The organism is Streptomyces sp. Ru62 (genome assembly GCF_002920615.1).
Classification (GTDB): Bacteria; Actinomycetota; Actinomycetes; order Streptomycetales; family Streptomycetaceae; genus Streptomyces.
Genome location: NZ_PQSU01000012.1, coordinates 169114 through 194519, shown reverse-complemented (window position 1 = coordinate 194519; position 25406 = coordinate 169114). Strand labels below are relative to the sequence as shown.

General features: G+C 68.5%; 34 protein-coding genes. 3 read left to right on the top strand and 31 right to left on the bottom strand.

The window, feature by feature from the left end:
• Positions 1-67: 67 nt before the first annotated feature.
• Together coaA and C3492_RS18380 are read left to right on the top strand one after the other, a co-directional pair.
• Positions 68-1036: a type I pantothenate kinase gene (gene coaA, locus C3492_RS18385; RefSeq protein ID WP_181140437.1), complete on the top strand. Its 969-nt coding sequence runs from the start codon at positions 68-70 to the stop codon at positions 1034-1036.
• 22 nt (positions 1037-1058) lie between these two features.
• Positions 1059-1991: a DUF389 domain-containing protein gene (locus tag C3492_RS18380; protein ID WP_103812871.1), complete on the top strand. Its 933-nt coding sequence runs from the start codon at positions 1059-1061 to the stop codon at positions 1989-1991.
• A 102-nt stretch (positions 1992-2093) separates the two neighbouring features.
• Here C3492_RS18380 and glmM read toward each other — a convergent pair whose 3' ends face one another.
• The 3 genes from glmM to rplM all read right to left on the bottom strand — a co-directional run bounded on the left by glmM (position 2094) and on the right by rplM (position 4630).
• Positions 2094-3452 (bottom strand): phosphoglucosamine mutase, encoded by a 1359-nt coding sequence (gene glmM / locus C3492_RS18375; RefSeq protein ID WP_103812806.1) that lies wholly within the window; start codon positions 3450-3452, stop codon positions 2094-2096.
• 179 nt (positions 3453-3631) lie between these two features.
• A complete protein-coding gene (gene rpsI, locus C3492_RS18370) occupies positions 3632-4144 on the bottom strand; it encodes a 30S ribosomal protein S9 (RefSeq protein ID WP_103812805.1) in 513 nt (170 codons plus the stop codon).
• A 42-nt stretch (positions 4145-4186) separates the two neighbouring features.
• A complete protein-coding gene (gene rplM, locus C3492_RS18365) occupies positions 4187-4630 on the bottom strand; it encodes a 50S ribosomal protein L13 (RefSeq protein WP_030345455.1) in 444 nt (147 codons plus the stop codon).
• Between the two features lie 268 nt (positions 4631-4898).
• Between rplM and C3492_RS18360 the strand changes: the two genes are divergently transcribed.
• Positions 4899-5771, top strand: coding sequence for a hypothetical protein (locus C3492_RS18360; RefSeq protein ID WP_103812870.1), 873 nt, complete (start codon positions 4899-4901; stop codon positions 5769-5771).
• A 12-nt stretch (positions 5772-5783) separates the two neighbouring features.
• On the opposite strand, the gene C3492_RS18355 is transcribed toward C3492_RS18360, so the two are convergent.
• The 28 genes from C3492_RS18355 to rplP form a co-directional block, all read right to left on the bottom strand.
• Positions 5784-6527 (bottom strand): polyprenol monophosphomannose synthase, encoded by a 744-nt coding sequence (locus C3492_RS18355; RefSeq protein ID WP_103812804.1) that lies wholly within the window; start codon positions 6525-6527, stop codon positions 5784-5786.
• A complete protein-coding gene (locus C3492_RS18350; RefSeq protein ID WP_103812803.1) occupies positions 6527-7831 on the bottom strand; it encodes a UDP-glucose/GDP-mannose dehydrogenase family protein in 1305 nt (434 codons plus the stop codon). Before C3492_RS18350 ends, C3492_RS18355 begins: the two co-directional genes overlap by 1 nt.
• A 37-nt stretch (positions 7832-7868) precedes the next feature.
• On the bottom strand, positions 7869-9710 hold the full coding sequence (locus tag C3492_RS18345; protein ID WP_103812802.1) for a glycosyltransferase family 39 protein: 1842 nt from the start codon (positions 9708-9710) through the stop codon (positions 7869-7871).
• On the bottom strand, positions 9707-10789 hold the full coding sequence (locus C3492_RS18340) for a glycoside hydrolase family 26 protein (protein ID WP_258055753.1): 1083 nt from the start codon (positions 10787-10789) through the stop codon (positions 9707-9709). Before C3492_RS18340 ends, C3492_RS18345 begins: the two co-directional genes overlap by 4 nt.
• Positions 10789-12207: a glycosyltransferase family 2 protein gene (locus tag C3492_RS18335; protein ID WP_103812868.1), complete on the bottom strand. Its 1419-nt coding sequence runs from the start codon at positions 12205-12207 to the stop codon at positions 10789-10791. Before C3492_RS18335 ends, C3492_RS18340 begins: the two co-directional genes overlap by 1 nt.
• A 386-nt stretch (positions 12208-12593) precedes the next feature.
• Complete coding sequence (gene truA, locus C3492_RS18330) at positions 12594-13457, bottom strand: tRNA pseudouridine(38-40) synthase TruA (RefSeq protein WP_103812801.1); 864 nt, start codon at positions 13455-13457, stop codon at positions 12594-12596.
• A 74-nt stretch (positions 13458-13531) separates the two neighbouring features.
• The gene (gene rplQ, locus C3492_RS18325) at positions 13532-14032 is read right to left on the bottom strand and encodes a 50S ribosomal protein L17 (protein ID WP_103812800.1); all 501 of its coding nucleotides are present in this window, start codon (positions 14030-14032) and stop codon (positions 13532-13534) included.
• Positions 14033-14210: 178 nt separating this feature from the next.
• Positions 14211-15233 carry a DNA-directed RNA polymerase subunit alpha gene (locus tag C3492_RS18320; protein WP_003966937.1) on the bottom strand — a complete coding sequence of 341 codons (1023 nt, stop codon included), beginning with the start codon at positions 15231-15233 and terminating at the stop codon, positions 14211-14213.
• A gap of 144 nt (positions 15234-15377) precedes the next feature.
• Complete coding sequence (rpsK, locus tag C3492_RS18315) at positions 15378-15782, bottom strand: 30S ribosomal protein S11 (protein WP_003956432.1); 405 nt, start codon at positions 15780-15782, stop codon at positions 15378-15380.
• Positions 15783-15848: 66 nt separating this feature from the next.
• Positions 15849-16229 (bottom strand): 30S ribosomal protein S13, encoded by a 381-nt coding sequence (gene rpsM, locus C3492_RS18310; protein WP_030641206.1) that lies wholly within the window; start codon positions 16227-16229, stop codon positions 15849-15851.
• Positions 16230-16422: 193 nt separating this feature from the next.
• A complete protein-coding gene (gene rpmJ / locus C3492_RS18305) occupies positions 16423-16536 on the bottom strand; it encodes a 50S ribosomal protein L36 (RefSeq protein WP_003998809.1) in 114 nt (37 codons plus the stop codon).
• Between the two features lie 60 nt (positions 16537-16596).
• Positions 16597-16818 (bottom strand): translation initiation factor IF-1, encoded by a 222-nt coding sequence (gene infA, locus C3492_RS18300; RefSeq protein WP_003948620.1) that lies wholly within the window; start codon positions 16816-16818, stop codon positions 16597-16599.
• A 162-nt stretch (positions 16819-16980) separates the two neighbouring features.
• Positions 16981-17817 carry a type I methionyl aminopeptidase gene (gene map / locus C3492_RS18295; protein ID WP_103812799.1) on the bottom strand — a complete coding sequence of 279 codons (837 nt, stop codon included), beginning with the start codon at positions 17815-17817 and terminating at the stop codon, positions 16981-16983.
• A 101-nt stretch (positions 17818-17918) separates the two neighbouring features.
• Positions 17919-18581 (bottom strand): adenylate kinase, encoded by a 663-nt coding sequence (locus tag C3492_RS18290; RefSeq protein WP_103812798.1) that lies wholly within the window; start codon positions 18579-18581, stop codon positions 17919-17921.
• A complete protein-coding gene (gene secY / locus C3492_RS18285) occupies positions 18581-19894 on the bottom strand; it encodes a preprotein translocase subunit SecY (RefSeq protein ID WP_103812797.1) in 1314 nt (437 codons plus the stop codon). The genes C3492_RS18290 and secY overlap by 1 nt, the downstream gene beginning before the upstream one ends.
• Before the next feature lie 188 nt (positions 19895-20082).
• Positions 20083-20538 (bottom strand): 50S ribosomal protein L15, encoded by a 456-nt coding sequence (rplO, locus tag C3492_RS18280; protein WP_030745257.1) that lies wholly within the window; start codon positions 20536-20538, stop codon positions 20083-20085.
• A 2-nt stretch (positions 20539-20540) separates the two neighbouring features.
• Positions 20541-20723: a 50S ribosomal protein L30 gene (gene rpmD / locus C3492_RS18275; RefSeq protein ID WP_003998814.1), complete on the bottom strand. Its 183-nt coding sequence runs from the start codon at positions 20721-20723 to the stop codon at positions 20541-20543.
• 2 nt (positions 20724-20725) lie between these two features.
• On the bottom strand, positions 20726-21331 hold the full coding sequence (gene rpsE / locus C3492_RS18270; protein ID WP_014674381.1) for a 30S ribosomal protein S5: 606 nt from the start codon (positions 21329-21331) through the stop codon (positions 20726-20728).
• Positions 21332-21367: 36 nt separating this feature from the next.
• A complete protein-coding gene (rplR, locus tag C3492_RS18265; RefSeq protein WP_014674380.1) occupies positions 21368-21751 on the bottom strand; it encodes a 50S ribosomal protein L18 in 384 nt (127 codons plus the stop codon).
• Positions 21752-21754: 3 nt separating this feature from the next.
• The gene (rplF, locus tag C3492_RS18260; RefSeq protein WP_014674379.1) at positions 21755-22294 is read right to left on the bottom strand and encodes a 50S ribosomal protein L6; all 540 of its coding nucleotides are present in this window, start codon (positions 22292-22294) and stop codon (positions 21755-21757) included.
• Between the two features lie 24 nt (positions 22295-22318).
• Positions 22319-22717, bottom strand: a complete 399-nt coding sequence (gene rpsH / locus C3492_RS18255; RefSeq protein ID WP_014674378.1) for a 30S ribosomal protein S8 — start codon at positions 22715-22717, stop codon at positions 22319-22321.
• 215 nt (positions 22718-22932) lie between these two features.
• Positions 22933-23118, bottom strand: a complete 186-nt coding sequence (locus tag C3492_RS18245) for a type Z 30S ribosomal protein S14 (protein ID WP_003948630.1) — start codon at positions 23116-23118, stop codon at positions 22933-22935.
• A 5-nt stretch (positions 23119-23123) separates the two neighbouring features.
• Positions 23124-23681, bottom strand: coding sequence for a 50S ribosomal protein L5 (rplE, locus tag C3492_RS18240; protein ID WP_030345436.1), 558 nt, complete (start codon positions 23679-23681; stop codon positions 23124-23126).
• Positions 23681-24004 carry a 50S ribosomal protein L24 gene (gene rplX / locus C3492_RS18235; protein WP_014674376.1) on the bottom strand — a complete coding sequence of 108 codons (324 nt, stop codon included), beginning with the start codon at positions 24002-24004 and terminating at the stop codon, positions 23681-23683. Before rplX ends, rplE begins: the two co-directional genes overlap by 1 nt.
• 2 nt (positions 24005-24006) lie before the next feature.
• A complete protein-coding gene (gene rplN, locus C3492_RS18230; protein WP_003998823.1) occupies positions 24007-24375 on the bottom strand; it encodes a 50S ribosomal protein L14 in 369 nt (122 codons plus the stop codon).
• Between the two features lie 100 nt (positions 24376-24475).
• A complete protein-coding gene (gene rpsQ / locus C3492_RS18225) occupies positions 24476-24763 on the bottom strand; it encodes a 30S ribosomal protein S17 (RefSeq protein ID WP_030641193.1) in 288 nt (95 codons plus the stop codon).
• The gene (gene rpmC / locus C3492_RS18220) at positions 24763-24987 is read right to left on the bottom strand and encodes a 50S ribosomal protein L29 (protein ID WP_003974259.1); all 225 of its coding nucleotides are present in this window, start codon (positions 24985-24987) and stop codon (positions 24763-24765) included. Before rpmC ends, rpsQ begins: the two co-directional genes overlap by 1 nt.
• Positions 24987-25406: a 50S ribosomal protein L16 gene (gene rplP / locus C3492_RS18215; RefSeq protein WP_009190136.1), complete on the bottom strand. Its 420-nt coding sequence runs from the start codon at positions 25404-25406 to the stop codon at positions 24987-24989. The genes rpmC and rplP overlap by 1 nt, the downstream gene beginning before the upstream one ends.

Below are 25406 nucleotides of genomic sequence, written 5' to 3'. Positions count from 1 at the left end.
ACGCACCCCACCCCGCCACCCGTTCAAACTCCGTTAACAATGGACTGTGATCTCACCGGTCTCCTCGATGCCCCGGAGCGCCCACCGGCACAGGCCGGAGGCGACTCCCTACGTCGATCTCACCCGTGCCGAGTGGAGCGCGCTGCGTGACAAGACGCCGCTGCCGCTCACCGCCGAGGAGGTGGAGAAGCTCCGCGGCCTCGGCGACGTCATCGACCTGGACGAGGTGCGGGACATCTACCTCCCGCTCTCCCGGCTCCTCAATCTCTACGTCGGCGCCACGGACGGCCTCCGGGGCGCGCTGAACACCTTCCTCGGGGAGAAGGGCTCCCAGTCCGGCACCCCGTTCGTCATAGGGGTGGCCGGCTCGGTCGCCGTGGGGAAGTCCACGGTCGCCCGCCTGCTCCAGGCCCTGCTCTCCCGCTGGCCCGAGCACCCGCGCGTGGAGCTGGTCACGACGGACGGCTTCCTGCTGCCCACCCGGGAGTTGGAGGCCCGCGGCCTGATGTCGCGCAAGGGCTTCCCCGAGTCCTACGACCGCCGGGCCCTCACCCGTTTCGTCGCCGACATCAAGGCCGGCAAGGGCGAGGTGTCCGCGCCGGTCTACTCGCACCTCATCTACGACATCGTGCCCGGCGAGAAGCTCACCGTCCGCCGCCCGGACATCCTGATCGTGGAGGGCCTGAACGTCCTCCAGCCCGCCCTGCCAGGCAAGGACGGCCGCACCCGGGTCGGTCTCGCCGACTACTTCGACTTCAGCGTGTACGTCGACGCGAGCGCCGACGACATCGAGAACTGGTACCTGAGCCGCTTCAAGAAGCTGCGCCAGACGGCGTTCCAGAACCCGAACTCGTACTTCCGCAAGTACACCCAGGTCTCCGAGGAGGAGGCCCTGGACTACGCCCGCACGCTCTGGCGGACCATCAACAAGCCCAATCTGGTCGAGAACATCGCCCCGACCCGGGGCCGGGCCACCCTCATCCTCCGCAAGGGCCAGGACCACAAGGTCCAGCGCCTCAGACTCCGCAAGCTGTAGCGGAACCTGTTGGATGGGCGCCATGTTGCATCTGCGCCTGATCACCCCCGCGGAGCGGACCGACGAGGTGGTCCGTCTGATCGAGACGACGGTCGGCACCACCCACCTCGTGGTCCTGCCCGGCGCCGCCCGTGACCCCGCCGGCGACGTCGTCCTGTGCGACGTGGCCCGCGAGGCGGGCGACGAACTCATCGCCGGGCTACGGCGCCTCGGTCTGGACGACACCGGCTCGATCGCCATGGAGACCATCGACCTCTCCCTGTCCCGGCGGGCCGACGAGGCCGAGGAGGAGGCGCCGGGAGAGGGCGCGGACGCGGTGCTGTGGGAGGGCCTGACCGAGGCCACCCACGAGGAGTCGACGCTGTCGGTCACCTACGCGGCCTTCATCACCCTTGCCACGATGATCGCGGCCTGCGGTGTCGTGCTGGACAACGCGATCCTGATCGTGGGCGCGATGGCGGTGGGCCCGGAGTTCGGCCCGCTGGCCGGCATCTGCACGGCTCTCGTGCGACGCCGGCCGCGCCTGGCATGGCGCTCGCTGACCGCCCTGCTGGTGGGCTTCGCGCTGGCGATGGCGGTGACGGTCGGGTTCACCCTGTTCATGGACGCCATCGGGCTCTTCCACCGGTCCGACCTGGAGGGCGAACGCCCCAACACGGCCTTCGTGTACGCCCCGGACGCCTTCTCGCTCATCGTGGCGGTCCTCGCCGGCATCGCCGGCACCCTGTCCCTGACGTCCGCCAAGTCCGGCGCCCTGGTGGGCGTCGCCATCTCGGTGACCACGGTCCCGGCCGCCGCCAACGCCGCGGTGGCACTGGCCTACGGCGACACGTCCCAGACGAGCGGCTCGACGACCCAGCTCCTGCTCAACCTGCTGGGCATCATCCTGGCGGGAACGCTCACCCTGCTGGCGCAGAAGTACTTCTGGGGGAAACAACGGCAACGCATCGGCTGAGGGCGACGCAACCGGCCCAGGGGCGCGGGGAATCGCGCGATCAGCCACGGCCGGCGGAGCCGCAGCCCGCCACGGACCGGTCCGCGCGCCCCGGACCCGGCGCTAACCCAGCGCGGACTTCACGGCGTCGGCCAGCCGCCCGGCGACAGAGCGCGCCTGCTCGATGTCGGCGGCCTCCACCATCACCCGCACCAGAGGCTCGGTGCCGGAAGGACGCAGCAACACCCGCCCGGTCTCCCCGAGTTCCCGCTCGGCCTCGGACACGGCGGCGGCGAGGTCGGCCGACGTACGCACCCGCGACTTGTCCACGTCGGGCACGTTGATCAGCACCTGCGGCAGCCGCTCCATGACGGAGGCCAGCTCCCGCAGCGTACGGCCGGTCTCCGCGACCCGCGCCGCCAGCAGCAGCCCGGTCAGCGTGCCGTCACCGGTGGTCGCGTGGTCCAGGACGATGACGTGCCCGGACTGCTCGCCGCCGAGGGCGTACCCGTGCTCCTTCATCTCCTCCAGCACGTACCGGTCGCCCACGGCCGTCTGCACGAGCCGGATGCCCGCGCTCTCCATGGCCAGCTTGAAGCCGAGGTTGGACATCACGGTCGCGACGACGGTGTCGGAGCGCAGTGCGGAACGCTCCCGCATCGCCAGCGCGAGCACGGCGAGGATCTGGTCGCCGTCGACCTCCTCACCGGTGTGGTCCACGGCCAGGCAGCGGTCGGCGTCACCGTCGTGCGCGACGCCGAGGTCCGCGCCGTGCTCGACGACCGCGGCCTTGAGCTTGTCCAGGTGGGTCGAGCCGCAGCCGTCGTTGATGTTGAGGCCGTCCGGCTCGGCGCCGATCGTGACGACCTGGGCACCGGCCCGCGCGAACGCCTCCGGCGAGACCCCCGAGGCCGCGCCGTGCGCTTCGTCCAGGACGATCTTCAGCCCGTCGAGCCGGTTGGGCAGCACCGCGAGCAGGTGGGCGACGTAACTCTCGAAGCCCTCCTCGTACGGCCGCACGCGCCCGACCCCGGCGCCCGTCGGACGCTCCCACGGCTCGCCGTGCCGGTGCGCGTCGTAGACCGCCTCGATCCGGTCCTCCAGCTCGTCGGCGAGTTTGTGGCCGCCGCGCGCGAAGAACTTGATGCCGTTGTCCGGCATGGCGTTGTGGCTGGCCGAGAGCATCACGCCGAGGTCGGCGCCGAGCACTCCGGTGAGGTGCGCCACCGCGGGGGTCGGCAGCACGCCGACACGCAGGACGTCCACGCCCGCGCTGGCCAGGCCGGCGACCACCGCCGCCTCCAGGAACTCCCCGGACGCGCGCGGGTCCCGTCCGACCACCGCCGTCGGCTTGTGGCCCTCGAAGGTGCCCGCCTCGGCCAGCACGTGCGCCGCGGCGACGGAGAGGCCGAGCGCCATCTCGGCCGTCAGATCCGCGTTGGCGACACCGCGCACGCCGTCCGTGCCGAAGAGTCGTCCCACTTGTCCTCCTGAGGAAGCGTCCTTGCTGCCGGGAATGATGGCAGACGCCACGACATCCGATCACACAAGCCTTTGAGCGTCTTGTGTCGTTATACGCCCTTGGCGGGGATAAACGAACGCCCCGACGGCACAAGTGGCGTGCCGCCGGGGCGTTCGGAGTACGAGCAGGCAGCTGCTGATTAGCGCTTGCTGTACTGCGGGGCCTTGCGGGCCTTCTTCAGACCGGCCTTCTTGCGCTCGACCGCACGGTCGTCGCGCTTGAGGAAGCCGGCCTTCTTCAGCGGGCCGCGGTTGTTGTCGACGTCGGCCTCGTTCAGCGCACGGGCGACACCGAGACGGAGCGCACCGGCCTGACCGGAGACACCGCCACCCGCGATGCGGGCGATGACGTCGTAACGGCCCTCAAGCTCCAGGACCTTGAACGGCTCGTTGACTTCCTGCTGGTGCACCTTGTTGGGGAAGTAGTCCTCAAGGGTGCGACCGTTGATCTTCCACTTGCCGGTGCCCGGGACGATCCGGACGCGGGCGATGGCGTTCTTGCGGCGGCCCAGGCCGGCGGCCGGCTGCGGCTCGCCGAAGCGGGAGGCCAGGGACTCCGAGGTGTACTCACCCTCGACGGGGACCTCGGACTCGGTGGTGTAGCTGTCGATGTCAAGCTCTTCGAGCGGCTGCTCGGCAGTGGTCTCGGCCACGATTCTCCTCAGATTCTCTTCAGTCTTAGGGGGTGGCCGGACTTACTGCGCGACCTGGGTGATCTCGAACGGCACCGGCTGCTGGGCAGCGTGCGGGTGCTGGTCACCCTTGTAGACCTTCAGCTTCGAGAGCATCTGACGGCCCAGCGTGTTCTTGGGGAGCATGCCCTTGACGGCCTTCTCGATGGCCTTCTCGGGGTTCTTGTCGAGCAGCTCGTCGTAGCGGACGGAGCGCAGACCACCCGGGTAACCGGAGTGGCGGTACGCCATCTTCTGGGTCCGCTTGTTGCCGGACAGGTGCACCTTGTCGGCGTTGATGATGATGACGAAGTCACCAGCGTCGACGTGCGGCGCGTAGATCGGCTTGTGCTTGCCCCGGAGGAGGGTCGCAGCAGTGGTGGCGAGACGGCCCAGGACAACGTCCTGAGCGTCGATGACGTGCCACTGGCGCGTCACATCGCCGGGCTTGGGGCTGTACGTACGCACGGTTCGTAGCCTTCGCTTCGAGTGAATGGTCCTAAACAAGGTCACCGAAACGATCACGACAGCCTTGACCCACGGCGGCGACGCAAACCGCGTGCGTGGGGTCGCTGGTCATCGGCCCGGTGGACCGGTGTAAGGGCCCGTCCCGTGAGAATGAGCAAGCCAATACACAACGAAGAAGTAGGTTACCGGGCAGCCCCCGGACGGGTCAAAACGAGGCAGGCCGTCAGAGGGACCCCGCACCACCGGCCCCCCGTCTAAGATGCGCCCCATGAGTTACGGGCAGGGGGGACCCCAGTCTCAATGGGATCCCTGGAAACCGAATTCCCAGCAGCCGTGGAACAGCGGATCCGACGACGGGACGCCGGACTGGGCCGCGCTCGCCGAGGCATCGGAGACGCGGAACAAGCGCCGCAAGCTGCTGTTCATAGCCGGCGGCGCGCTCGCCACCGTCGCGATAGGCACGGCGGTCGCCATGGCCGTCGTCTCCGCGAACGGCGGTGACCCGCAGGCCGGTCCCAGCAACCTGCCCGCCAGCGGATCGCTGCCCGGCACGGGCACCGCGACGCCGTCCTTCGCGCCCACCAGCGCGCCGCCGCCGCTGGACCCCGCGGACTTCATCTCCAGCGCCAAGAAGGACACCGCCCCGCTGAGCCCGGACACCCTGTTCCCGGGCACGCAGCTGACCATGGGCGGCACGGTGTACAAGAAGGGTCCGACGGCCGACACCAAGAGCTGTGCCACCGCCGCCGGCGGCACCCTCCCCAAGATCCTCACCGGCAACGGCTGCACCCGCCTGATGCGCGTGACCTACACGAACGGCGGAATCGCGGTCACCGTCGGCGTCGCCGTCTTCGACGACGCGGACAAGGCCACCAAGGCCAAGGGCCAGACCGACGACCGGAGCATCGTGCGCTCGCTGTTCGGCAAGGGCGTCAAGCCCTTCTGCGACGGCGCGTTCTGCCGCTCGACCAGGAACGCCTACGGCCGCTACGCCTACTTCACGATCTCCGGCTTCACCAGCGGCAAGGACGTGACGACCAAGGACACCAAGGTGTTCGACGCGGGCAACGACCTCGCCCAGTTCACCGCGAACCAGATCCACCGCCGCGGCCAGGCCCAGGCCTCGGCCGCCGCCCGGTAGCCGGGCGCGCGCCTACTGCCGCTTCAGCCGGAGCCGCAGCGGCAGCACGGCCGACTCCAGCTGGGTGCGCAGGGTCATCTTGGAGGCACCCTCCGTGCGCTCGGCGAACCGGATCGGGATCTCCACGGCCGTGTGCCCGGCGCGTACGGCCTTGTACTTCAGCTCCACCTGGAAGCTGTAGCCCGCGCTGTCCAGCGACGACAGGTCCACGTCCCTGAGGGTCGCCGCCGACCACAGGTTGAAGCCGGCCGTGATGTCCTGGATCTCGGTGCCGAGGACGACGCGCGCGTACCGGTTGGCGAAGCGGGACAGCAGCACCCGGTGCGCGCCCCACCGCTCGTCCAGCGAGCCGCCCTCGACGTACCGGCTGCCCACCACGAGACCGGCGCCCGAGGCGAGGGCCGCCTCCAGCATGCGGGGCACGGCCTCCACGGGGTGGCTGCCGTCGGCGTCCATCTGGACGACGTACGCGGCGCCCTCCGCGAGCGCGGCGGACATCCCGGCCGTGTACGCCCGTCCCAGCCCGTCCTTCGCGGTGCGGTGCAGCACGCTCATCCGGCGCCGCCCGCCGCTGTTGTACTCCGCCGCCAGCTCCTCGGCGATCCGCCCGGTGCCGTCCGGGCTGGAGTCGTCGACGATCTTCAGATGCAGGGCGTCCAGCGGCAGCCCGAGCACCGCCTCGGCCATCCCCGGCAGGTTCGCCGCCTCGTTGTACGTCGGCATCACCACGGTGACCGGCAGCTCGTCCTGTGCCATCAGTGTCCCTCCCCTGCGGGCGCCGGCGTGCCCAGCGCCCGGAACCGCCAGCCCGCCGCGGCCCAGCGGTCCGCGTCGAGCACCCCTCGTCCGTCCACGATGCGGGGGCGGGCCACCAGCGCCGCCGCCCGCTCCGGGTCGATCTCCCGGAACTGCGGCCACTCGGTCAGGTGCAGCACCAGATCGGCCCCGCGCAGCGCGTCCTCCACGGTCAGCGCGTACCCGAGCAGCGGGAACGCCTTGCGGGCGTTGTCCATCGCCTCGGGGTCGTGGACGGTGACGTCGGCGCCCTCCAGCCGCAGCCGCGCCGCCACGGCCAGCGCGGGCGAGTCCCGGATGTCGTCGGAGCCGGGCTTGAAGGCGGCACCGAGGACGGTGACCCGGGCGCCGAGCACGTCCGGCCCGCACAGCTCGCGGGCCAGCTCCACCACCCGGTCCCGGCGCCGCATGTTGATCGCGTCGACCTCGCGCAGGAAGGTCAGCGGAACGCCCAGCTCGTCGGCGCGGTGCGCGAAGGCGCGGATGTCCTTCGGCAGGCAGCCGCCGCCGAAGCCGATCCCGGCGCGCAGGAACTCGGGGCCGATCCGGTCGTCGTGGCCCAGTGCCTCGGCGAGGATGCGCACATCGCCGCCGGCCGCCTCGCACACCTCGGCCATCGCGTTGATGAAGGAGATCTTGGTGGCGAGGAAGGCGTTGGCGGCCGTCTTGACCAGCTCGGCGGTCGGGAAGTCGGCGGTGACGAGCGGGGTGCCGGCGGCGAGGACCGGGGCGTACACCGCGCGCAGGATCGTCTCGGCGCGGGCACTGTCCACGCCGAACACCAGCCGGTCCGGGCGCAGCGTGTCCTCGACCGCGAAGCCCTCGCGCAGGAACTCCGGGTTCCAGGCGACCTCGGTGGCGTACGTCCGCGCCAGCCGCTCCGCCGTGCCGACGGGCACGGTGGACTTGCCCACGACCAGCGCGTCCGGCGCCGCGTGCGCGGCCACGGCGGCGAAGGCCGCGTCGACGTGGCTGAGGTCGGCGGCGCCGGAGTCCGCGCGCTGCGGGGTGCCGACGCACACGAAGTGCACCTCGCCGAAGGCCCCGGCCTCGGCGAAGGAGGTGGTGAAGCGCAGCCGGCCGCTCGCGGTGTGCTTCGCGATCAGCTCGGGCAGCCCGGGCTCGTGGAAGGGCACGCGGCCGGCGCTCAGCGCGGCGGCCTTCTCCGGGTCGACGTCGACGCCGAGCACGTCGTGGCCGAGTTCCGCCATGCAGGCGGCGTGGGTGGCACCGAGGTAGCCGGTGCCGATGACGGTGAGCCGCAAGGGAACGGCCTTTCTCGCTTCGGATGCTTCGGGTGCGTCAGGCGGTCTTGACCCAGATGCGGTAGTGGCCGGTGCCGCTGGAGTTGCGGAAGGGCAGGTCGGCGAGGAGCCGGTAGTGCGCATTGCCCTTGACCGCGTCCGCGACGACGGCGTCCACCCGGGGGTTGGTGAGACCGTCCAGGACGATCAGGTCGAACTCGCCGTCGCGCAGCGCCGCGCGGTAGGCGGCGTCACCCTTGTGGTACGTGCCCTTCCTGTCCGTGTACTCCAGGGCGAAGACGCCCTGCCACTGCCGGTGGCTGGTCCTGTCGCGCAGGTAGTAGACGGGGACCTCGGGCGTCGAGGCGAGGTAGTGGCCCTTGCGGTCCACGTGGGAGTCGATGACCTGGATCATCTTCGAGGAGTCGGGCCAGACGCCGAAGCGCCAGTCCGCCTGCGAGATGCCGAGACAGAGCGTCGCCGTCCACAGCATGATGCCGAGCTGGGGGTAGCGGAAGTGCGCCCCGATCAGCCGGGTCACGCCGACGCCGGCCATCGGCGCGGCGAACAGCAGGCCGAAGCCGACGTGCTTGAACAGCGAGACCACGGTCCCCAGGTGCACCTGGTAGGCGGGCGCGAGGAGCGCGGTGCCGCACAGCACCAGCCCCAGCAGGGCCCGCCAGCGCCAGCCGGGATTGCCGAGCCGCTGGGCGACCGGCGACTCGTTCATCCGGCTGCGCCGCACGTAGGAGAGGGCGCCGCCGACGGCGGTGAGGAACATCAGGCCGCCCCACTGGGCCGACCGCTGGAGCAGGAAGGCGGTGCTGTCGGAGCCGTGGGCGCGGTTGGTCGTGGTCTGCCGCACACCGGCGAGCAGATCGGTGCTGTACATGCCGGCCGCCAGCAGGGCACCGATGCCGAGCGCGAGGAGCAGCATCCGCAGGAAGGCCCTGCGGCCCTTGTGCGGCCAGCCGGTGAGCAGGGCGAGCACGACGATGGTCGGCAGGTACAGGGCGGCCGCGTACTTCACGCCGACGGCGAGGACGGCGACCGGCACGGCGAGCAGTACGGCGGCCACGGGCGCCCGGTCGGTGCGGACGACGATCCAGGTGGCCAGGGCCAGCAGGAACACCGCGGCGGCGTCGTAGGTGGCGAAGTACCCCATGACGACGGTCGACTGCACCACGGCGAAGAGCGCCGCACCGGCCAGCGCGGCCCGCTCGTTGAACAGCCGCCGGGTGAAGGAGTACAGCAACGCGGTGGTGCCCAGCATGAAGGCCAGGCTCAGGACGCGGGCCCCGGTGAGCCCGAAGCGGCCGTCGACGGCGGCGGCGAGCACCGGGTACAGCTGCGGCGAGCCGGAGAAGTACGCGCCGTAGTCGATGGGCAGCGGGGTGCCGTGCAGCAGGTGCTGCAGTTCGGCGTGGCCGGCTGCCAGGTACAGGGCCTCGTCCTGGAACGCCGTGTTGGACAGGCGCAGCGAGAGCACGGCCTGGACGGCCAGGACGAACAGCAGCACGGCCCGGCTGACCCAGGCGCGTCGCCGGCTGGCGGCCATGTCCCAGCCGACCTCGGGCGTCTCGGGCACGGTGTACCCGGGCTCGGCGGGCGCCGCCGGCTCGGCCACCGTGTGCAGGGCGTACGTCGGCTGGTCGTCCTGCTGCTGGTACGGATAGGTCCGGGCGTCGTAGTCGTACCCCTGGGGGACGTCGTAGCTCTGCGGGACGTCGTAGCTCTGCGGGACGTCGTAGCCCTGGGGTGTGCCGTGCTGCTGGGGGAAATCGTGGCCCTGCGGCGGACGTGGGACGTAGCCGTCGGAGTTGAACCAGCCGCCCTGCGGGTCGTCGTCCGCGTACGGGTCGTACGGCTGCGGGACGTAGTACTCGGGTCGTGAACTCATGACGGCTTCCGTACGTCGAAGCCGAACCGGTCGTCGGCGGCCAGGCGCTTGAACTCCTTCAGCGCCAGCGGGCTCGCCTCCAGCCGCCAGTCGGCGCGCTTCTTGTGGTTGAACCAGATGAAGCCGAGCATGTCGTCGTCCGCCGCGACGCCGGCGAACAGGTTGCGGAGGTCGGCCCGCCGCCGTTCGCCGGGCATGGCGCCGGTCTCCAACAGCAGGATCGGCTTCTTGGTGAAGGTGCGGACCCGGTCGCGGGTGGTCCCGAAGACACTGTCGAAGGAGTTGTCCTCGCCGGCGGTGAAGTAGCCGATCAGTCCGACCCAGTCGACATAGGCGTCTCCCGGGTAGTACGGCTTGAGCTTCACGTCCGGGACCGGGTTGACGATGTTGGGCGACCAGGCCCAGATGACGTTGGTGGCGCCCGTGTCCACGAAGGTCTGGTGGATGTGCCGCCAGGCGGCCACGTACTGGGCCGGGGTCACGTCGTCCGTGCCCCACTTCTCCCAGTGGCCGTTGAACTCGTCCGCGAAGTCGATCACCACGGGCAGGTTCAGCTTGCGGACGGCGGCCGCGTACTTCTTGATGTACGGGTCCGACTTGCCCGCCGCGATGTCGGCGAGCGGGGTGTCGAAGGGCTCCCAGGACATCAGCGTCAGCGCGCCCTCGGCCCAGGCCCTGCGCACCCCGGTGGCGTCGAAGCCGTCGCCCCAGCCGGCGTAGTACTCGACCAGGTTCGGCTGCTTGCCGGTCATCCTCGTGTACGCGTCGACGTTCTTCATGGAGTTCGGCGCGCCCGGCACCGCCACGCCGAAGTACTTCTTCGCCGGCTTCAGCAGGGGGGTGACGTCGTAGGGGACGTCCTGGCCGGCGCCGGCCGTGGTGTGCGGGGCGGTCGTGCCGCTGCCGGACGACGGCGAGTCGCCGGAGTCGCCGAGCAGCGAGCAGCCGCTCAGCGCGAGGACGCCGACGACGGCGCCGGCCAGCGCGGCGCGGACCGGACGGCCGCGGCCGGGACGGGCCGTACGACCGCTGCGGGATCGGGCCGTACGGTCTCTAAGGAAACGTTTCGTCAGTCGCATCAGGCGGTCTCCGCCCCCGAGCGCGGCTGGACCAGGACCCGGCCCACGACCAACGCGTAGAACAACCCGGAGGACAGGATCAGGGCGAAGTCCGGCGCGTTCATGGTGAACGTCCGGTACACCGCCGCGGTGACCCAGATCAGCGCCGTGCCGCCGCTCCAGGCCCACATGCCGATCCAGAAGCGCCGCGTCTTGTTCTTCTTGGCGCCGGAGGAACCGGTCGGCTGCCAGCCCATCCGGTTCTTGCGCAGGATGTCCCAGATGGCGAAGACGTGCGCCCAGCCGTACATCATGCGGGCCGCCCACGCCTCCAGGCGGTACGGCGCCCGGTGCCACATCGGGAAGACGATCGTGGTGTAGAGGATGCTGGGCAGCACCAGGAGCAGGTGCTCCACCTTGAGCTTCTCCGGCATCATCAGCAGCAGCACGATCGGGATGACCGGCGCCGCGAAGGTGAACAGCGCGGTGTGGATGTAGTAGAAAAACCCGGACATGTAGCACAGCCGGCTGGAGAGCCTGATCTTCGCCTGCCAGAACTTGCGGCTGCCGAGCAGGCTCATCGAGCCCGAGCACCAGCGGTACTGCTGGTTGAAGAAGGCGCCCGCGGTGTCCGGGCACACCCCGGTGGACACCGCGACCGGGACGTACCTCAGGTCCCAGCCGAGCCCGCGCAGGTCGAAGCCGGTGTGCACGTCCTCGGAGTGCTCGATCAGGGTGGTGCCGCCGTTGGTCTCCAGGGCCGCCCGCCGGTAGATCGCGCAGGAGCCGACGCAGATGGCGCCGTCACTGCCCTGCCGCGACACCTGCACGGACCGGTAGAACAGCTCCTGCACCGCGCCCGCGCCGCGCTCGATCCAGTTCTGCGAGTCGAGCACCCGGAAGTACTGCGGGGACTGGACGATGCCGATCCGCGGATCGGCGTCCATGTAGGGCAGCAGCTCCTCCAGCAGATCGGCGCGCGGGGTGAAGTCCGCGTCCAGGATGAGGATGTACTCGCCGTCGGACTGGGCGAAGCCGAAGTGCAGGTTGCCCGCCTTCTTGAACCAGCCCCGGTTCTCCCGGGTGCCGTAGCGGAACCCGAAGTCCCGGGCCATCGCCGCCAGTTCCGGGCTCGCGCCGTCGTCCAGCACGAACGGCACACAGACCCCGGGGTACCGGTCGGCCATCGCCCGCACGTGCCGCCAGGTGTTGTGCAGCACCTCGATGGGCTCACCGCACACCGGCAGGAACACGTCGACGGACGGGTAGACCTCGGGCCGCCAGTTCTGCACCAGCCGCCGGTGGTGGGCGATGTCGAAGTCCCGGGTGAAGCCGTTCACCCGCAGCGACACCAGGTAGTAGATCACCGTGAACACCAGCAGCGGGGTGTAGATCCACAGCACCGGCGTGGACTGGGCCAGCTTGAACTGGCTCAGCACCAGACAGCAGAAGCTGACCAGCGAGCTGATGGTCAGGATCCACAGGTGCCGGTGCGCGTAGGAGTACTTCTCCCGGTCCGTCGGTGGCAGCGGCAGCAGTCCGAGCGCGGGGTTCCCGCCCCGCCCGGCCCGTCGCCGCCCACCACTCTGGCGCGCCGCGCGACGCCCCCCGGTCCGCACGGGACCCACTGAAGTCATGCCGTTGTCCAACCCCGGGCGTAACCGGCCGCCCGTCGACCCCCCAGCCAACCCCGGCCACCCCTGTCGAACTTCTGGCCGGGAGGCGCAACTGTATCCGAGAGGTATGGAACGCGTAAGAGTTGGTAAGAAGGGTTACGTCCGGTAAGTCAAGACATGAGGCATAAGCTCAGCGAAATGCAACGTAACTAACAGGTTTCACAGCCCGGCGCTCCGGGAAGCGACCGCTTGTTACGCGCCTCCTTGCTCCGGGCCGCCAGCAGCTCGTCGGCCGGATAGCCGACCTCCTCCAGCGTCAGCCCGTGCGGCCGTACGACATGCACGGCGGAGTCCCGCACCCGGGCGGCCAGCACCTTCCCCGGCCACTCCGGCCCCCGGTGCCCGTCCCCCACGAACAGCAGCGCGCCGATCAGCGACCGCACCATGTTGTGGCAGAAGGCGTCCGCGCGCACGGTGGCCGTGATGATCCCGTCATCCCCCCTGACCAGGCTCAGCTCCTGGAGGGTGCGGATCGTGGTCGCCCCCTCCCGCTTCTTGCAGTAGGCGGCGAAGTCGTGCTCCCCGAGCAGCGCCCGGGCGGCCTCGTTCATGGCGTCCACGTCGAGCGGCCAGTCGTGCCACAGCACATGGTTGCGCAGCAGCGGGTCCACACCGCCCGGGTTGTCCGTCACCCGGTACGCGTACCGCCGCCAGACGGCCGAGAACCGCGCGTTGAAACCGCTCGGCGCCTGTCGGAGCGCCCACACCCGCACGTCCTTCGGCAGCCGGCCCGCGAGCCGCTTGAGCAGCTTCTCGTGATGCTCACGCCACACACCCTCGGGCAGGTCCACGTGCGCCACCTGCCCGCGCGCGTGCACCCCGGCGTCGGTCCGCCCGGCGACCGTCAGCTCATAGGTCTCCCGGGACCGGGTCACCGTCCGCAGGGCGTCCTCGATCTCCCCCTGCACGGTCCGCCTGCCACCGGCCTGCTTGGCCCAGCCGTGGAAACCGGTGCCGTCGTAGGACAGGTCGAGACGGAGACGGACATGGCCGGGCTGTACTTCGTCACTCACGTACAGATCCTCTCAGGTACGCGAAAGCGGGCCCGCCCCGAAGGGCGAACCCGCTTCCCGCGTCAGGCGGAGCCTCAGGCGTCCTTGGACTCCTCGGCGGGAGCCTCGGCGGCCTCGGTCTCCTCGACCTTGGTCTCCTCGGCCTTGGCCTCCTCGGCCTCCTTGACCGCACGCTTGGTGGCGGCCTCGGCCTCGCCGGTCGCCTGCTGGGCGACCGTCAGCGCCTCGACCAGCTCGATGACGGCCATGGGCGCGTTGTCGCCACGACGGTTACCGATCTTGGTGATGCGGGTGTAACCACCGGGGCGGTTCTCGTACCGCGGGCCGATCTCGGTGAAGAGCGTGTGGACGACGCTCTTGTCCGTGATGACCTGGAGCACCTGACGGCGGTTGTGAAGGTCGCCCTTCTTCGCCTTGGTGATCAGACGCTCGGCGTACGGACGCAGCCGGCGCGCCTTCGCCTCGGTGGTGGTGATACGGCCGTGCTCGAAGAGGCTCTTCGCCAGGTTCGCGAGGAGCAGCTTCTCGTGCGCGGCGCTGCCGCCCAGACGGGCACCCTTGGTGGGCTTCGGCATGTTCTTTCTCCTGTGTGTCTGCCCCGGCCGTGTCAGGTACCGGGGTCAGTATCCGAGCGAGCGGTTGCTCGTCGGAGATCCGGGGCGTCCCCGAAGGGGCGCCCCGGAAGGGACGCGGGGAACTGCGCGGCCAGCCACAACCGGCCCGCAGAAGCAGTACGGCCTCCCCGCGGAGCTCTCAGTACTGCTCGGTCTCCACGAACCCGGCGTCCGCGTCGTCATCGGCACCGAACGCGTCCGCCGCAGCGGTCGGGTCGAATCCGGGCGGGCTGTCCTTCAGGGCCAGGCCCATGCCGGCCAGCTTCGCCTTGACCTCGTCGATGGACTTCGCACCGAAGTTGCGGATGTCCAGCAGGTCGGCCTCGGAGCGCGCGACCAGCTCACCCACGGAGTGGATGCCCTCACGCTTGAGGCAGTTGTACGACCGAACGGTGAGCTCCAGCTCCTCGATCGGCAGCGCCAGGTCGGCGGCGAGCGCGGCGTCCGTCGGGGACGGACCCATGTCGATGCCCTCGGCGTCGATGTTCAGCTCGCGCGCGAGACCGAACAGCTCGACCAGCGTCTTGCCGGCGGAGGCCATGGCGTCACGCGGACGCATCGCCTGCTTGGTCTCGACGTCGACGATCAGCTTGTCGAAGTCGGTGCGCTGCTCGACACGCGTGGCCTCGACCTTGTACGTGACCTTCAGAACCGGCGAGTAGATCGAGTCGACCGGGATACGGCCGATCTCCTGGCCCACCTGCTTGTTCTGCACGGCGGAGACGTAACCGCGGCCACGCTCGACCGTCAGCTCCATCTCCAGCTTGCCCTTGCCGTTGAGCGTGGCGAGGACCAGGTCGGGGTTGTGCACCTCGACACCGGCCGGGGGCGCGATGTCGGCGGCGGTGACCAGACCCGGGCCCTGCTTGCGCAGGTACATCACGACCGGCTCGTCGTGCTCCGAGGAGACGACCAGCTGCTTGATGTTGAGGATCAGGTCGGTGACGTCCTCCTTGACGCCCGGCACGGTGGTGAACTCGTGCAGCACGCCGTCGATCCGGATCGAGGTGACGGCGGCACCCGGGATCGAGGAGAGGAGGGTACGGCGGAGGGAGTTGCCGAGGGTGTAGCCGAAGCCCGGCTCCAGCGGCTCGATCACGAACCGGGAGCGGAACTCGTCGACGACCTCTTCGGTCAACGAGGGGCGCTGAGCGATCAGCATGTGTGGATCAGATCCTTCTTTCGTGGACGCCCGCTATTTGACGCCCGACGGAAACCGCGCCCGGGAAAAGCGCGGGTACTGCAAGGGTACGGGCGGCACGACCCGAAAGAGCCGTGCCGCCCGCGACCAGCGACCTGGGAGGCGTCAGACGCGACGACGCTTCGGCGGACGGCAGCCGTTGTGCGGGGTCGGGGTGACGTCCTGGATGGAGCCGACCTCGAGGCCCGTGGCCTGCAGGGAGCGGATCGCGGTCTCACGACCGGAACCCGGGCCCTTGACGAACACGTCGACCTTGCGCATGCCGTGCTCCTGGGCGCGGCGGGCAGCCGACTCGGCGGCCATCTGCGCGGCGAACGGCGTGGACTTCCGGGAGCCCTTGAAGCCGACGTGGCCGGCGGAGGCCCAGGAGATCACGTTGCCGGACGGGTCCGTGATCGAGACGATCGTGTTGTTGAACGTGCTCTTGATGTGCGCGTGGCCGTGAGCGACGTTCTTCTTTTCCTTGCGGCGCACCTTCTTGGCAGCGCCCTGACGACCCTTGGGGGGCATCTACAAACTCCTAGAGGGAGGTGGTCGGTCCTACAGCGAAGACCGTGGACAGGTGTCCGCTGCGGACTACTTCTTGCCCGGCTTCTTCTTGCCGGCGATGGCGCGACGCGGGCCCTTGCGGGTGCGGGCGTTGGTGCTGGTGCGCTGACCGCGGACGGGCAGACCGCGACGGTGACGGAGACCCTGGTAGGTGCCGATCTCGACCTTGCGGCGGATGTCGGCCTGGATCTCGCGACGGAGGTCACCCTCGGTCTTGATGTTGTTGTCGACGTACTCGCGGATCGCGACCAGCTGCTCTTCGGTCAGGTCACGAACGCGGGTGTTCGGGTCGACGCCGGTCGCAGCCAGCGTCTCCTTCGAGAGGGTCCGGCCGATGCCGAACACGTAGGTGAGGGCGATCTCCACGCGCTTGTCGCGCGGGATGTCGACACCGGAAACGCGTGCCATTCAATGGCTCCTGGTGAATCTTCGGAGGTCTTCCACAGAACCGGCTCCCGGCCGCCGTACTAGGTACGAACCGGGTCCCCGGCCTCCGAACCGGGGGTGTCGAGCTGGTTGGCTCGGGCTCTGCGTATGAACATATTCAGCTCGCGTCGCGCGAAAACTCTGCGATAGAGGTGCAGAGGGTGATGGTCGTGCGTCAGCCCTGGCGCTGCTTGTGGCGCGGGTTCTCGCAGATGACCATGACCCGGCCGTGACGGCGGATCACCCTGCACTTGTCGCAGATCTTCTTGACGCTCGGCTTGACCTTCATGGGGTGAGGTTCTCCGGGTCAGTGCCATCGCACCGGGCGGGCCCGGGGCGCGGGCAAGATCTACTTGTACCGGTAGACGATCCGGCCACGCGTCAGGTCGTACGGAGACAGCTCCACCACGACCCGGTCGTCAGGGAGGATGCGGATGTAGTGCATACGCATCTTGCCGCTGATGTGTGCCAGGACCTGGTGGCCGTTCTGGAGCTCGACCTTGAACATGGCGTTCGGCAGAGACTCGACGACAGTGCCCTCGATCTCGATGGCACCTTGCTTCTTGGCCACGCTTCGCCCTTCGAATCGACTACCTTGATCGACTCTCAGGCGATCCCTGGGATTCCCCTGCGGGAGCATGCGGACATGCGGGTGCACGAGAGCCGACGAGTCAGTCTACGTCGGCGCACCCCGAAAGGCGAATCGAGGAAGTCTGCCCTACGGGGGAGATCGTTAAGCCAGCGGGTCCGGTGCCGCCGTGATGCCGTGCTCGGCGAGCTTGGCCTTGCCTCCGTCGGGGGCGGTGAGGACCAGCGGGCCCTGCTCCGTCAGTGCGACGGAGTGCTCCCAGTGGGAGGACCAGGTGCCGTCGGTGGTGATGACCGTCCAGTCGTCCGACAGGACCTCGGTGCGCGGGGTGCCCAGCGACACCATCGGCTCGATCGCGAGGCAGAAGCCCGGGACCAGCTTGGGCCCCTTGCCACGCCGGCGGTCGACGTAGTTCAGCAGGTGCGGGTCCATGTGCATCTCGGTGCCGATGCCGTGGCCGCCGTAGTCCTCGATGATCCCGTACCGGCCGCCGCCCGGCTTGGGCTGGCGGCGGATGTACGTCTCGATCGCCCGGGAGATGTCGACCAGGCGGTTGCCCTGCTTCATGGCCGCGATACCGGCCCACATCGACTCTTCCGTCACCCGGGACAGCTCGATCAGCTCCGGGGCGTGACCGGAGCCCACGAACGCGGTGTAGGCCGCGTCGCCGTGCCAGCCGTCGACGATCGCGCCGCAGTCGATGGAGATGATGTCGCCGTCCTTGAGGACGACGTCGTCGGAGGGGATGCCGTGGACGACCACATCGTTCACGGAGGTGCAGATCGTCGCGGGGAAGCCGCCGTAGCCCAGGAAGTTCGACTTGGCGCCGTGCTCGGCGAGCACCTTGCGGGCCACCTCGTCCAGGTCCCTGGTGGTGGCGCCCGGAACCGCGGCCTCGCGCGTCGCCGCGTGGATGGCGGCTACGACCAGGCCCGCCGCCCGCATCTTCGCGATCTGCTCGGGGGTCTTGATCTGCACCATGGGGGCCTGCGCTCTCCGTCACTCACATCGGCTGGGGATACCTGTACAACAGTACGGCCGCGGCGCCCTCGGGAGGGCACCGCGGCCGGAAGGACCGGGAGCTACTTCTCGGCCTTCTCGCGCTTGAGGGCCTCCAGCGCCCGCCGCGTGATCTCGTCCACCGGGCCCAGGGAGGAGATCGTCACGACCAGGCCCTGCGCCTTGTAGTAGTCGATGATCGGCTCGGTCTGCGTGTGGTAGACCTCCAGCCGCTTGCGGACGGTCTCCTCGGAGTCGTCGTCGCGCTGGTACAGCTCGCCGCCGCAGACGTCGCAGACACCCTCCTGCTTCGGCGGGCTGTACGTCACGTGGAAGACGTGGGAGGAGTCGTTCCGGCAGATGCGCCGGCCGGCGATGCGCTTGACGACCTCGTCCTCGGGGACCTCCAGGTCCAGCACGGCGTCCAGCGTGATGGCCTCGGTCCGCAGCAGCTCGTCCAGCGCCTCCGCCTGCGAGACGTTCCGCGGGAAGCCGTCCAGCAGGAAGCCGTTCTCCGCGTCCGGCTGCTCCATGCGGTCCTTGGCCATCGCGATCGTCACCTCGTCGGGAACGAGGTTGCCGGCGTCCATGTAGGACTTCGCGAGCTTGCCCAGCTCCGTCTGCCGACTGATGTTGGCCCGGAACAGGTCGCCCGTGGAGATGTGCGGGACGCCCAGCTTCTCTGCGAGCCGGACGGCCTGCGTTCCCTTACCGGCACCCGGCGGCCCGACGAGGACGATACGCATCAGCGGAGGAACCCTTCGTAATTGCGCTGCTGGAGCTGGCTCTCGATCTGCTTCACCGTCTCAAGGCCGACACCCACGATGATGAGGATGCTGGTCCCGCCGAACGGGAAGTTCTGGCTTGCCCCGAAGCCCACCAACGCCATTGTCGGTACGAGAGCGATCAGACCCAGATACAGCGAACCCGGCCAGGTGATCCGGTTGAGCACGTAGCTCAGGTACTCAGCGGTCGGTCGGCCAGCCCGGATGCCCGGGATGAAGCCACCATACTTCTTCATGTTGTCGGCTACTTCTTCGGGGTTGAAGGAGATCGCCACGTAGAAGAACGCGAAGAAAACGATGAGCAAGAAGTACGAAACGATGTAAATCGGGTGGTCGCCCTTGGTGAGGTTCTGCTCGATCCAGGTCTTCCAGCCCGACTTGCCTCCCGCGAACTGCGCCACGAGCGCCGGGATGTAGAGCAGCGAGGAGGCGAAGATGACGGGAATCACACCCGCCTGGTTCACCTTGAGCGGGATGTACGTGGATGTGCCGCCGTAGGAACGGCGTCCGATCATGCGCTTCGCGTACTGCACCGGGATGCGGCGCTGGGCCTGCTCGACGAAGACGACGAGCGCGACCATGACCAGGCCCACCGCGATGACGGTGCCGAACTCGATCCAGCCGCCGGCCAGCGTGCCCTGCTTCTTGATGGCCCACAGCGCCGACGGGAAGGTCGCGGCGATCGAGATGAACATCAGGATCGACATGCCGTTGCCGATGCCGCGGTCGGTGACCAGCTCGCCGAGCCACATCACGACGGCCGTGCCGGCGGTCATGCAGATGACCATGGTGATCGTGGTGAAGATCGCCTGGTCCGGGACAATGCTCGTGGCGACCGAGCAGCCGCTGAACAGGGCGCCGCTGCGGGCGGTGGCCACCAGGCCGGTGCCCTGGAGGATCGCGAGCGCCACGGTGAGGTAGCGGGTGTACTGCGTGATCTTCGCCGTACCGGCCTGGCCCTCCTTCTTCAGGGCTTCCAGGCGCGGGATGACCACGGTCAGCAGCTGAAGGATGATGCTGGCCGTGATGTACGGCATGATGCCGAGCGCGAAGACCGTGATCTGCAGCAGCGCACCACCACTGAACATGTTCACGAGGCCGAACAGGCCCTGGTTGCCCTGGGCCTCGTTCACACAGGTCTGGACTGCCTTGTAGTTCACGCCGGGGATCGGGATGTGGGTACCGACCCGGTAGACCACGATGATGCCCAGCGTGAAGAGCAGCTTCTTGCGCAGGTCGGGCGTCCTGAACGCCCGGGCGAACGCGGTGAGCACGGTGCCTCCTGCGACCCCCGCGCAACTGCGTCAAGGGTGACGGTCTGAGTTCGACGAATACGAAAAAGAACAGTGCAGGCCACCTTACCGGCGACACTGCCCCCCTAGGAACGACCGACCGGGGATACCTCATTGTGAGGTATCCCCGGTCGGGATCGTCTACGTCATCGAGGCGTCGTCCGAAGGACTCAGACGAGCTCGGTGACCGTGCCGCCGGCGGCGGTGATCTTCTCCTTGGCGGAGCCGGAGACGGCGTCGACCGTCACCTGCAGCGCCACGGAGACCTCGCCCTGGCCAAGGACCTTGACGAGGCTGTTCTTGCGAACGGCACCCTTGGCCACCAGACCCTCGACCGTGACCTCGCCACCCTCGGGGTAGAGCGCGGCCAGCTTGTCGAGGTTCACGACCTGGTACTCGGTCTTGAACGGGTTCTTGAAGCCCTTCAGCTTCGGGAGGCGCATGTGCAGCGGCATCTGGCCGCCCTCGAAGCGCTCCGGAACCTGGTAGCGGGCCTTGGTGCCCTTGGTACCACGACCGGCCGTCTTACCCTTCGACGCCTCACCACGACCGACACGGGTCTTGGCGGTCTTGGCGCCGGGGGCGGGACGGAGGTTGTGGATCTTGAGCGGGTTCTGCTCCGCCATGATCAGTCGACCTCCTCGACCGTCACGAGGTGGCGGACGGTGTGCACCATGCCGCGGAACTCGGGGCGGTCCTCCTTGACGACCACGGTGTTGATCCCCTTGAGACCAAGCGACCGCAGGGTGTCACGGTGGTTCTGCTTGCTGCCGATGTAGGACTTGACCTGCGTGATCTTGAGCTGCGCCATGATTACGCACCCACCCCGGCACGCGCACGCAGCAGGGCCGCGGGAGCGACGTCCTCGAGCGGCAGACCACGGCGGGCCGCGATCTCCTCGGGACGCTGCAGACCCTTCAGGGCCTCCACGGTCGCGTGCACGATGTTGATGGCGTTGTCGGAGCCGAGCGACTTCGACAGCACGTCGTGGATACCGGCGCACTCCAGCACGGCACGCACCGGACCACCGGCGATAACACCGGTACCCGGGGACGCGGGCTTGAGCAGCACGACGCCGGCAGCCTTCTCACCCTGGATGGGGTGCGGGATGGTGCCCTGGATCCGGGGGACCTTGAAGAAGTGCTTCTTGGCCTCCTCAACGCCCTTGGCGATGGCGGCCGGCACCTCCTTGGCCTTGCCGTACCCGACACCCACGGTGCCGTCACCGTCGCCCACCACGACCAGCGCGGTGAAGCTGAAGCGACGACCACCCTTCACAACCTTGGCGACGCGGTTGATCGCGACGACGCGCTCGACGTACGCGGTCTTCTCGGCGGCAGCAGCGCCGCCGTCACGGCCCTTCCGGTCCCGCCGCTCGCCGCCACCGGCACCGCTTCCGCGGCGCTGGGGTCCAGCCATTGGATTACCTCTCTCTTTCCGCTAGCTACAAGCGGCTCAGAACTTGAGCCCGGCTTCGCGGGCGGCGTCCGCCAGGGCGGCGATGCGCCCGGCGTACTGGTTGCCACCACGGTCGAACACGACGGCCTCGACACCGGCGGCCTTGGCACGCTCGGCGACCAGGGCGCCGACCTGCTTGGCCTGCGCGGACTTGTCGGCCTCGCCGCCACGGATCGACGCGTCCAGGGTGGACGCCGACGCCAGGGTGTGGCCCTTCAGGTCGTCGATCACCTGCGCCACGATGTGGCGGTTGGAGCGGGTCACGACCAGACGGGGACGCTCCGCCGTACCGGAGATCCGCTTGCGGATCCGGATGTGACGGCGCTTGATCGCGGCGCGCTTGTAGGCGTCGCCCTTGAGGATCTTCTGCCCGTATGCCATGGCTTACTTACCCGCCTTTCCGACCTTGCGGCGGATGACTTCGCCCTCGTACTTGACGCCCTTGGCCTTGTACGGGTCGGGCTTGCGCAGCTTGCGGATGTTGGCCGCAACCTCGCCGACCTTCTGCTTGTCGATGCCCTCGACCGAGAAACGGGTCGGGGTCTCCACCTTGAAGGTGATGCCCTCGGGGGCCTCGACCAGGATCGGGTGGCTGTAACCGAGAGCGAACTCCAGGTTCGAACCCTTGGCGGTCACTCGGTAACCGACACCGCTGATTTCGAGCTTCTTCACGTAACCCTGGGTCACGCCGGTGATCATGTTCGCCACCAGCGTGCGGGAGAGGCCGTGCAGGGCCTTGCTCTGACGCTCGTCGTTCGGGCGGGTCACCTGGAGGGTGCCGTCCTCGCCCTTAGCGATGTCGATCGGCGCGGCAACGGTGTGGGTCAGCGAGCCCTTGGGGCCCTTGACCGAGACCGTCCGGCCGTCGATGGTGACGTCCACGCCGGCGGGAACCGCGATGGGGAGCTTGCCGATGCGCGACATAGCTGTTTCCTCCGTTCCCTTCTGCTACCAGACGTAGGCGAGGACTTCCCCACCCACGCCCTTCTTGCCGGCCTGCTTGTCGGTGAGGAGCCCGTGCGACGTGGAGATGATCGCCACGCCGAGGCCGCCGAGCACCTTCGGCAGGTTGGTGGACTTCGCGTACACCCGGAGACCGGGCTTGGAGATCCGCTTGATGCCCGCGATGGAGCGCTCACGGTTGGGGCCGAACTTCAGCTCCAGGACGAGGTTCTTGCCGACCTCGGCGTCCTCGACCTTCCAGCCCGTGATGAAGCCCTCCTGCTGGAGGATCTCCGCGATGTGCGACTTGATCTTGGAGTGCGGCATCGACACCGAGTCGTGGTACGCCGAGTTCGCGTTCCGCAGACGCGTCAGCATGTCTGCGATCGGATCAGTCATGGTCATGAATTGGCCTGTGGCCTTTCTCGCCGGGGTTTCCTATATGCGCCATCCCTCTCCCCGTACTTCTGCAGACGGGACGGGTGCGGTGCGGGGACCTACGGCGTAGTAAGTCGTTCAGGGCGGCAGAGGCCCAACCCTTCTAGCCTAAGCCATGAGGGCAGGCGCCCCTGCCGTCCCGGTTGCTTACCGAGAGGTCCAGGAATCCCTAAAAGTGGGGATTACCAGGAGCTCTTGGTCACGCCCGGCAGCTCGCCACGGTGAGCCATCTCACGAAGGCACACGCGGCACAGGCCGAACTTGCGGTACACGGAGTGGGGACGGCCGCAGCGCTGGCAGCGGGTGTAGCCACGCACACCGAACTTGGGCTTGCGAGCAGCCTTCGCGATGAGAGCCTTCTTCGCCATCTCGCTCACGCCTCCTTGAACGGGAAGCCGAGGTGACGGAGAAGGGCACGGCCCTCTTCGTCGTTGGTCGCCGTGGTCACCACGGTGATGTCCATACCCCGGACGCGGTCGATCTTGTCCTGGTCGATCTCGTGGAACATGACCTGCTCCGTGAGACCGAAGGTGTAGTTGCCACGGCCGTCGAACTGCTTGGGGGACAGGCCGCGGAAGTCGCGGATGCGCGGCAGCGCGAGCGACAGGGTGCGGTCCAGGAACTCCCACATGCGGTCGCCACGGAGCGTGACGTGGGCACCGATCGGCTGACCCTCACGCAGCTTGAACTGCGCGATGGACTTGCGGGCCTTGGTGACGGCCGGCTTCTGACCGGTGATCGTGGTGAGGTCGCGGATGGCGCCCTCGATCAGCTTGGAGTCGCGGGCGGCGTCGCCCACACCCATGTTGACCACGATCTTGACGAGGCCCGGGACCTGCATGACGTTCTCGTACTTGAACTCGTCACGCAGCTTGCCCGCGATCTCCTCGCGGTACTTCTGCTTCAGACGCGGAGTGGTGGTGGTAGCCATCAGATGTCCTCACCCGTCCGCTTGGCAACGCGGATCTTGTTGCCCTCTTCGTCGAAGCGGTAGCCGACACGCGTGACGACCTTCTGACCGTCCTTCTCCACGACCAGCTGGACGTTGGACACGTGGATCGGGGCCTCGGTGGTCACGATGCCGCCGGCCTGGGAACCGCTGGCGGTCGGACCGGCCTTGGTGTGCTTCTTGACCCGGTTGACACCCTCGACCAGGACACGCTCCTCGCGCGGGTAAGCGGCAATGACCTTGCCCTGCTTGCCCTTGTCCTTGCCGGTGATGACCTGGACCAGGTCGCCCTTCTTGATCTTCATGCTTACAGCACCTCCGGAGCCAGCGAGATGATCTTCATGAACTTCTTCTCGCGCAGCTCACGCCCGACCGGGCCGAAGATGCGGGTGCCGCGAGGGTCGCCGTCGTTCTTCAGAATGACGGCGGCGTTCTCGTCGAAGCGGATGTACGAGCCGTCCGGACGGCGGCGCTCCTTGACGGTGCGAACGATGACCGCCTTGACGACGTCACCCTTCTTCACGTTGCCACCGGGGATCGCGTCCTTGACGGTGGCGACGATGACGTCACCGATGCCCGCGTAGCGGCGACCGGAGCCACCGAGCACACGGATGCAAAGGATCTCCTTCGCACCAGTGTTGTCGGCGACACGCAGTCGCGACTCCTGCTGGATCACGTCTATCTCCTGTTTGTCTGCCGGTTCCCCGGGGGCCGCTCGGCGAGCGGCCCCCGGAGCCTGGCGGAACTGTCCTGCGAGGGGCGCCCCGCAGGAGAAATTACTTGGCCTTCTCGAGGATCTCGACGACGCGCCAGCGCTTCGTCGCGGACAGCGGCCGGGTCTCCATGAGGAGGACGCGGTCGCCGACGCCCGCGGCGTTCTGCTCGTCGTGGGCCTTGAGCTTGTTCGTACGGCGGATGACCTTGCCGTACAGCGCGTGCTTCACACGGTCCTCGACGGCGACGACGACGGTCTTGTCCATCTTGTCGCTGACGACCAGACCCTCACGGGTCTTGCGGAAGCCTCGGGCTTCGGTGTTCTGCTCAGTCACGTTGCTCTCGCTCATCAGGCGCTCTCCACCGTCTCGATGCCCAGCTCGCGCTCACGCATCAGGGTGTAGATCCGCGCGATGTCCTTGCGGACGGCCTTCAGCCGACCGTGGTTCTCGAGCTGACCGGTCGCCGCCTGGAAGCGGAGGTTGAACAGCTCTTCCTTGGCCTCGCGGAGCTTCGCCAGAAGCTCCTCGTTGCCCAGCTCGCGCAGCTCGGACGCCTTGGTACCGGCCGACATCACGCTTCACCTGCCTCGCGCTTGACGATCCGGCACTTCATCGGCAGCTTGTGGGCCGCACGCGTCAGCGCCTCACGGGCGATCTTCTCGTTGGGGTACGACAGCTCGAACATCACACGTCCGGGCTTGACGTTGGCGATCCACCACTCCGGAGAACCCTTACCGGAACCCATGCGGGTCTCGGCCGGCTTCTTGGTGAGGGGACGGTCCGGGTAGATGTTGATCCAGACCTTGCCGCCACGCTTGATGTGGCGGGTCATCGCGATACGAGCCGCCTCGATCTGGCGGTTCGTCACGTAGGCCGGGGTCAGCGCCTGGATGCCGTACTCGCCGAACGCAACCTGCGTCCCACCCTTGGACATACCGTTGCGCTTCGGGTGGTGCTGCTTGCGGTGCTTGACCCTACGGGGGATCAGCAT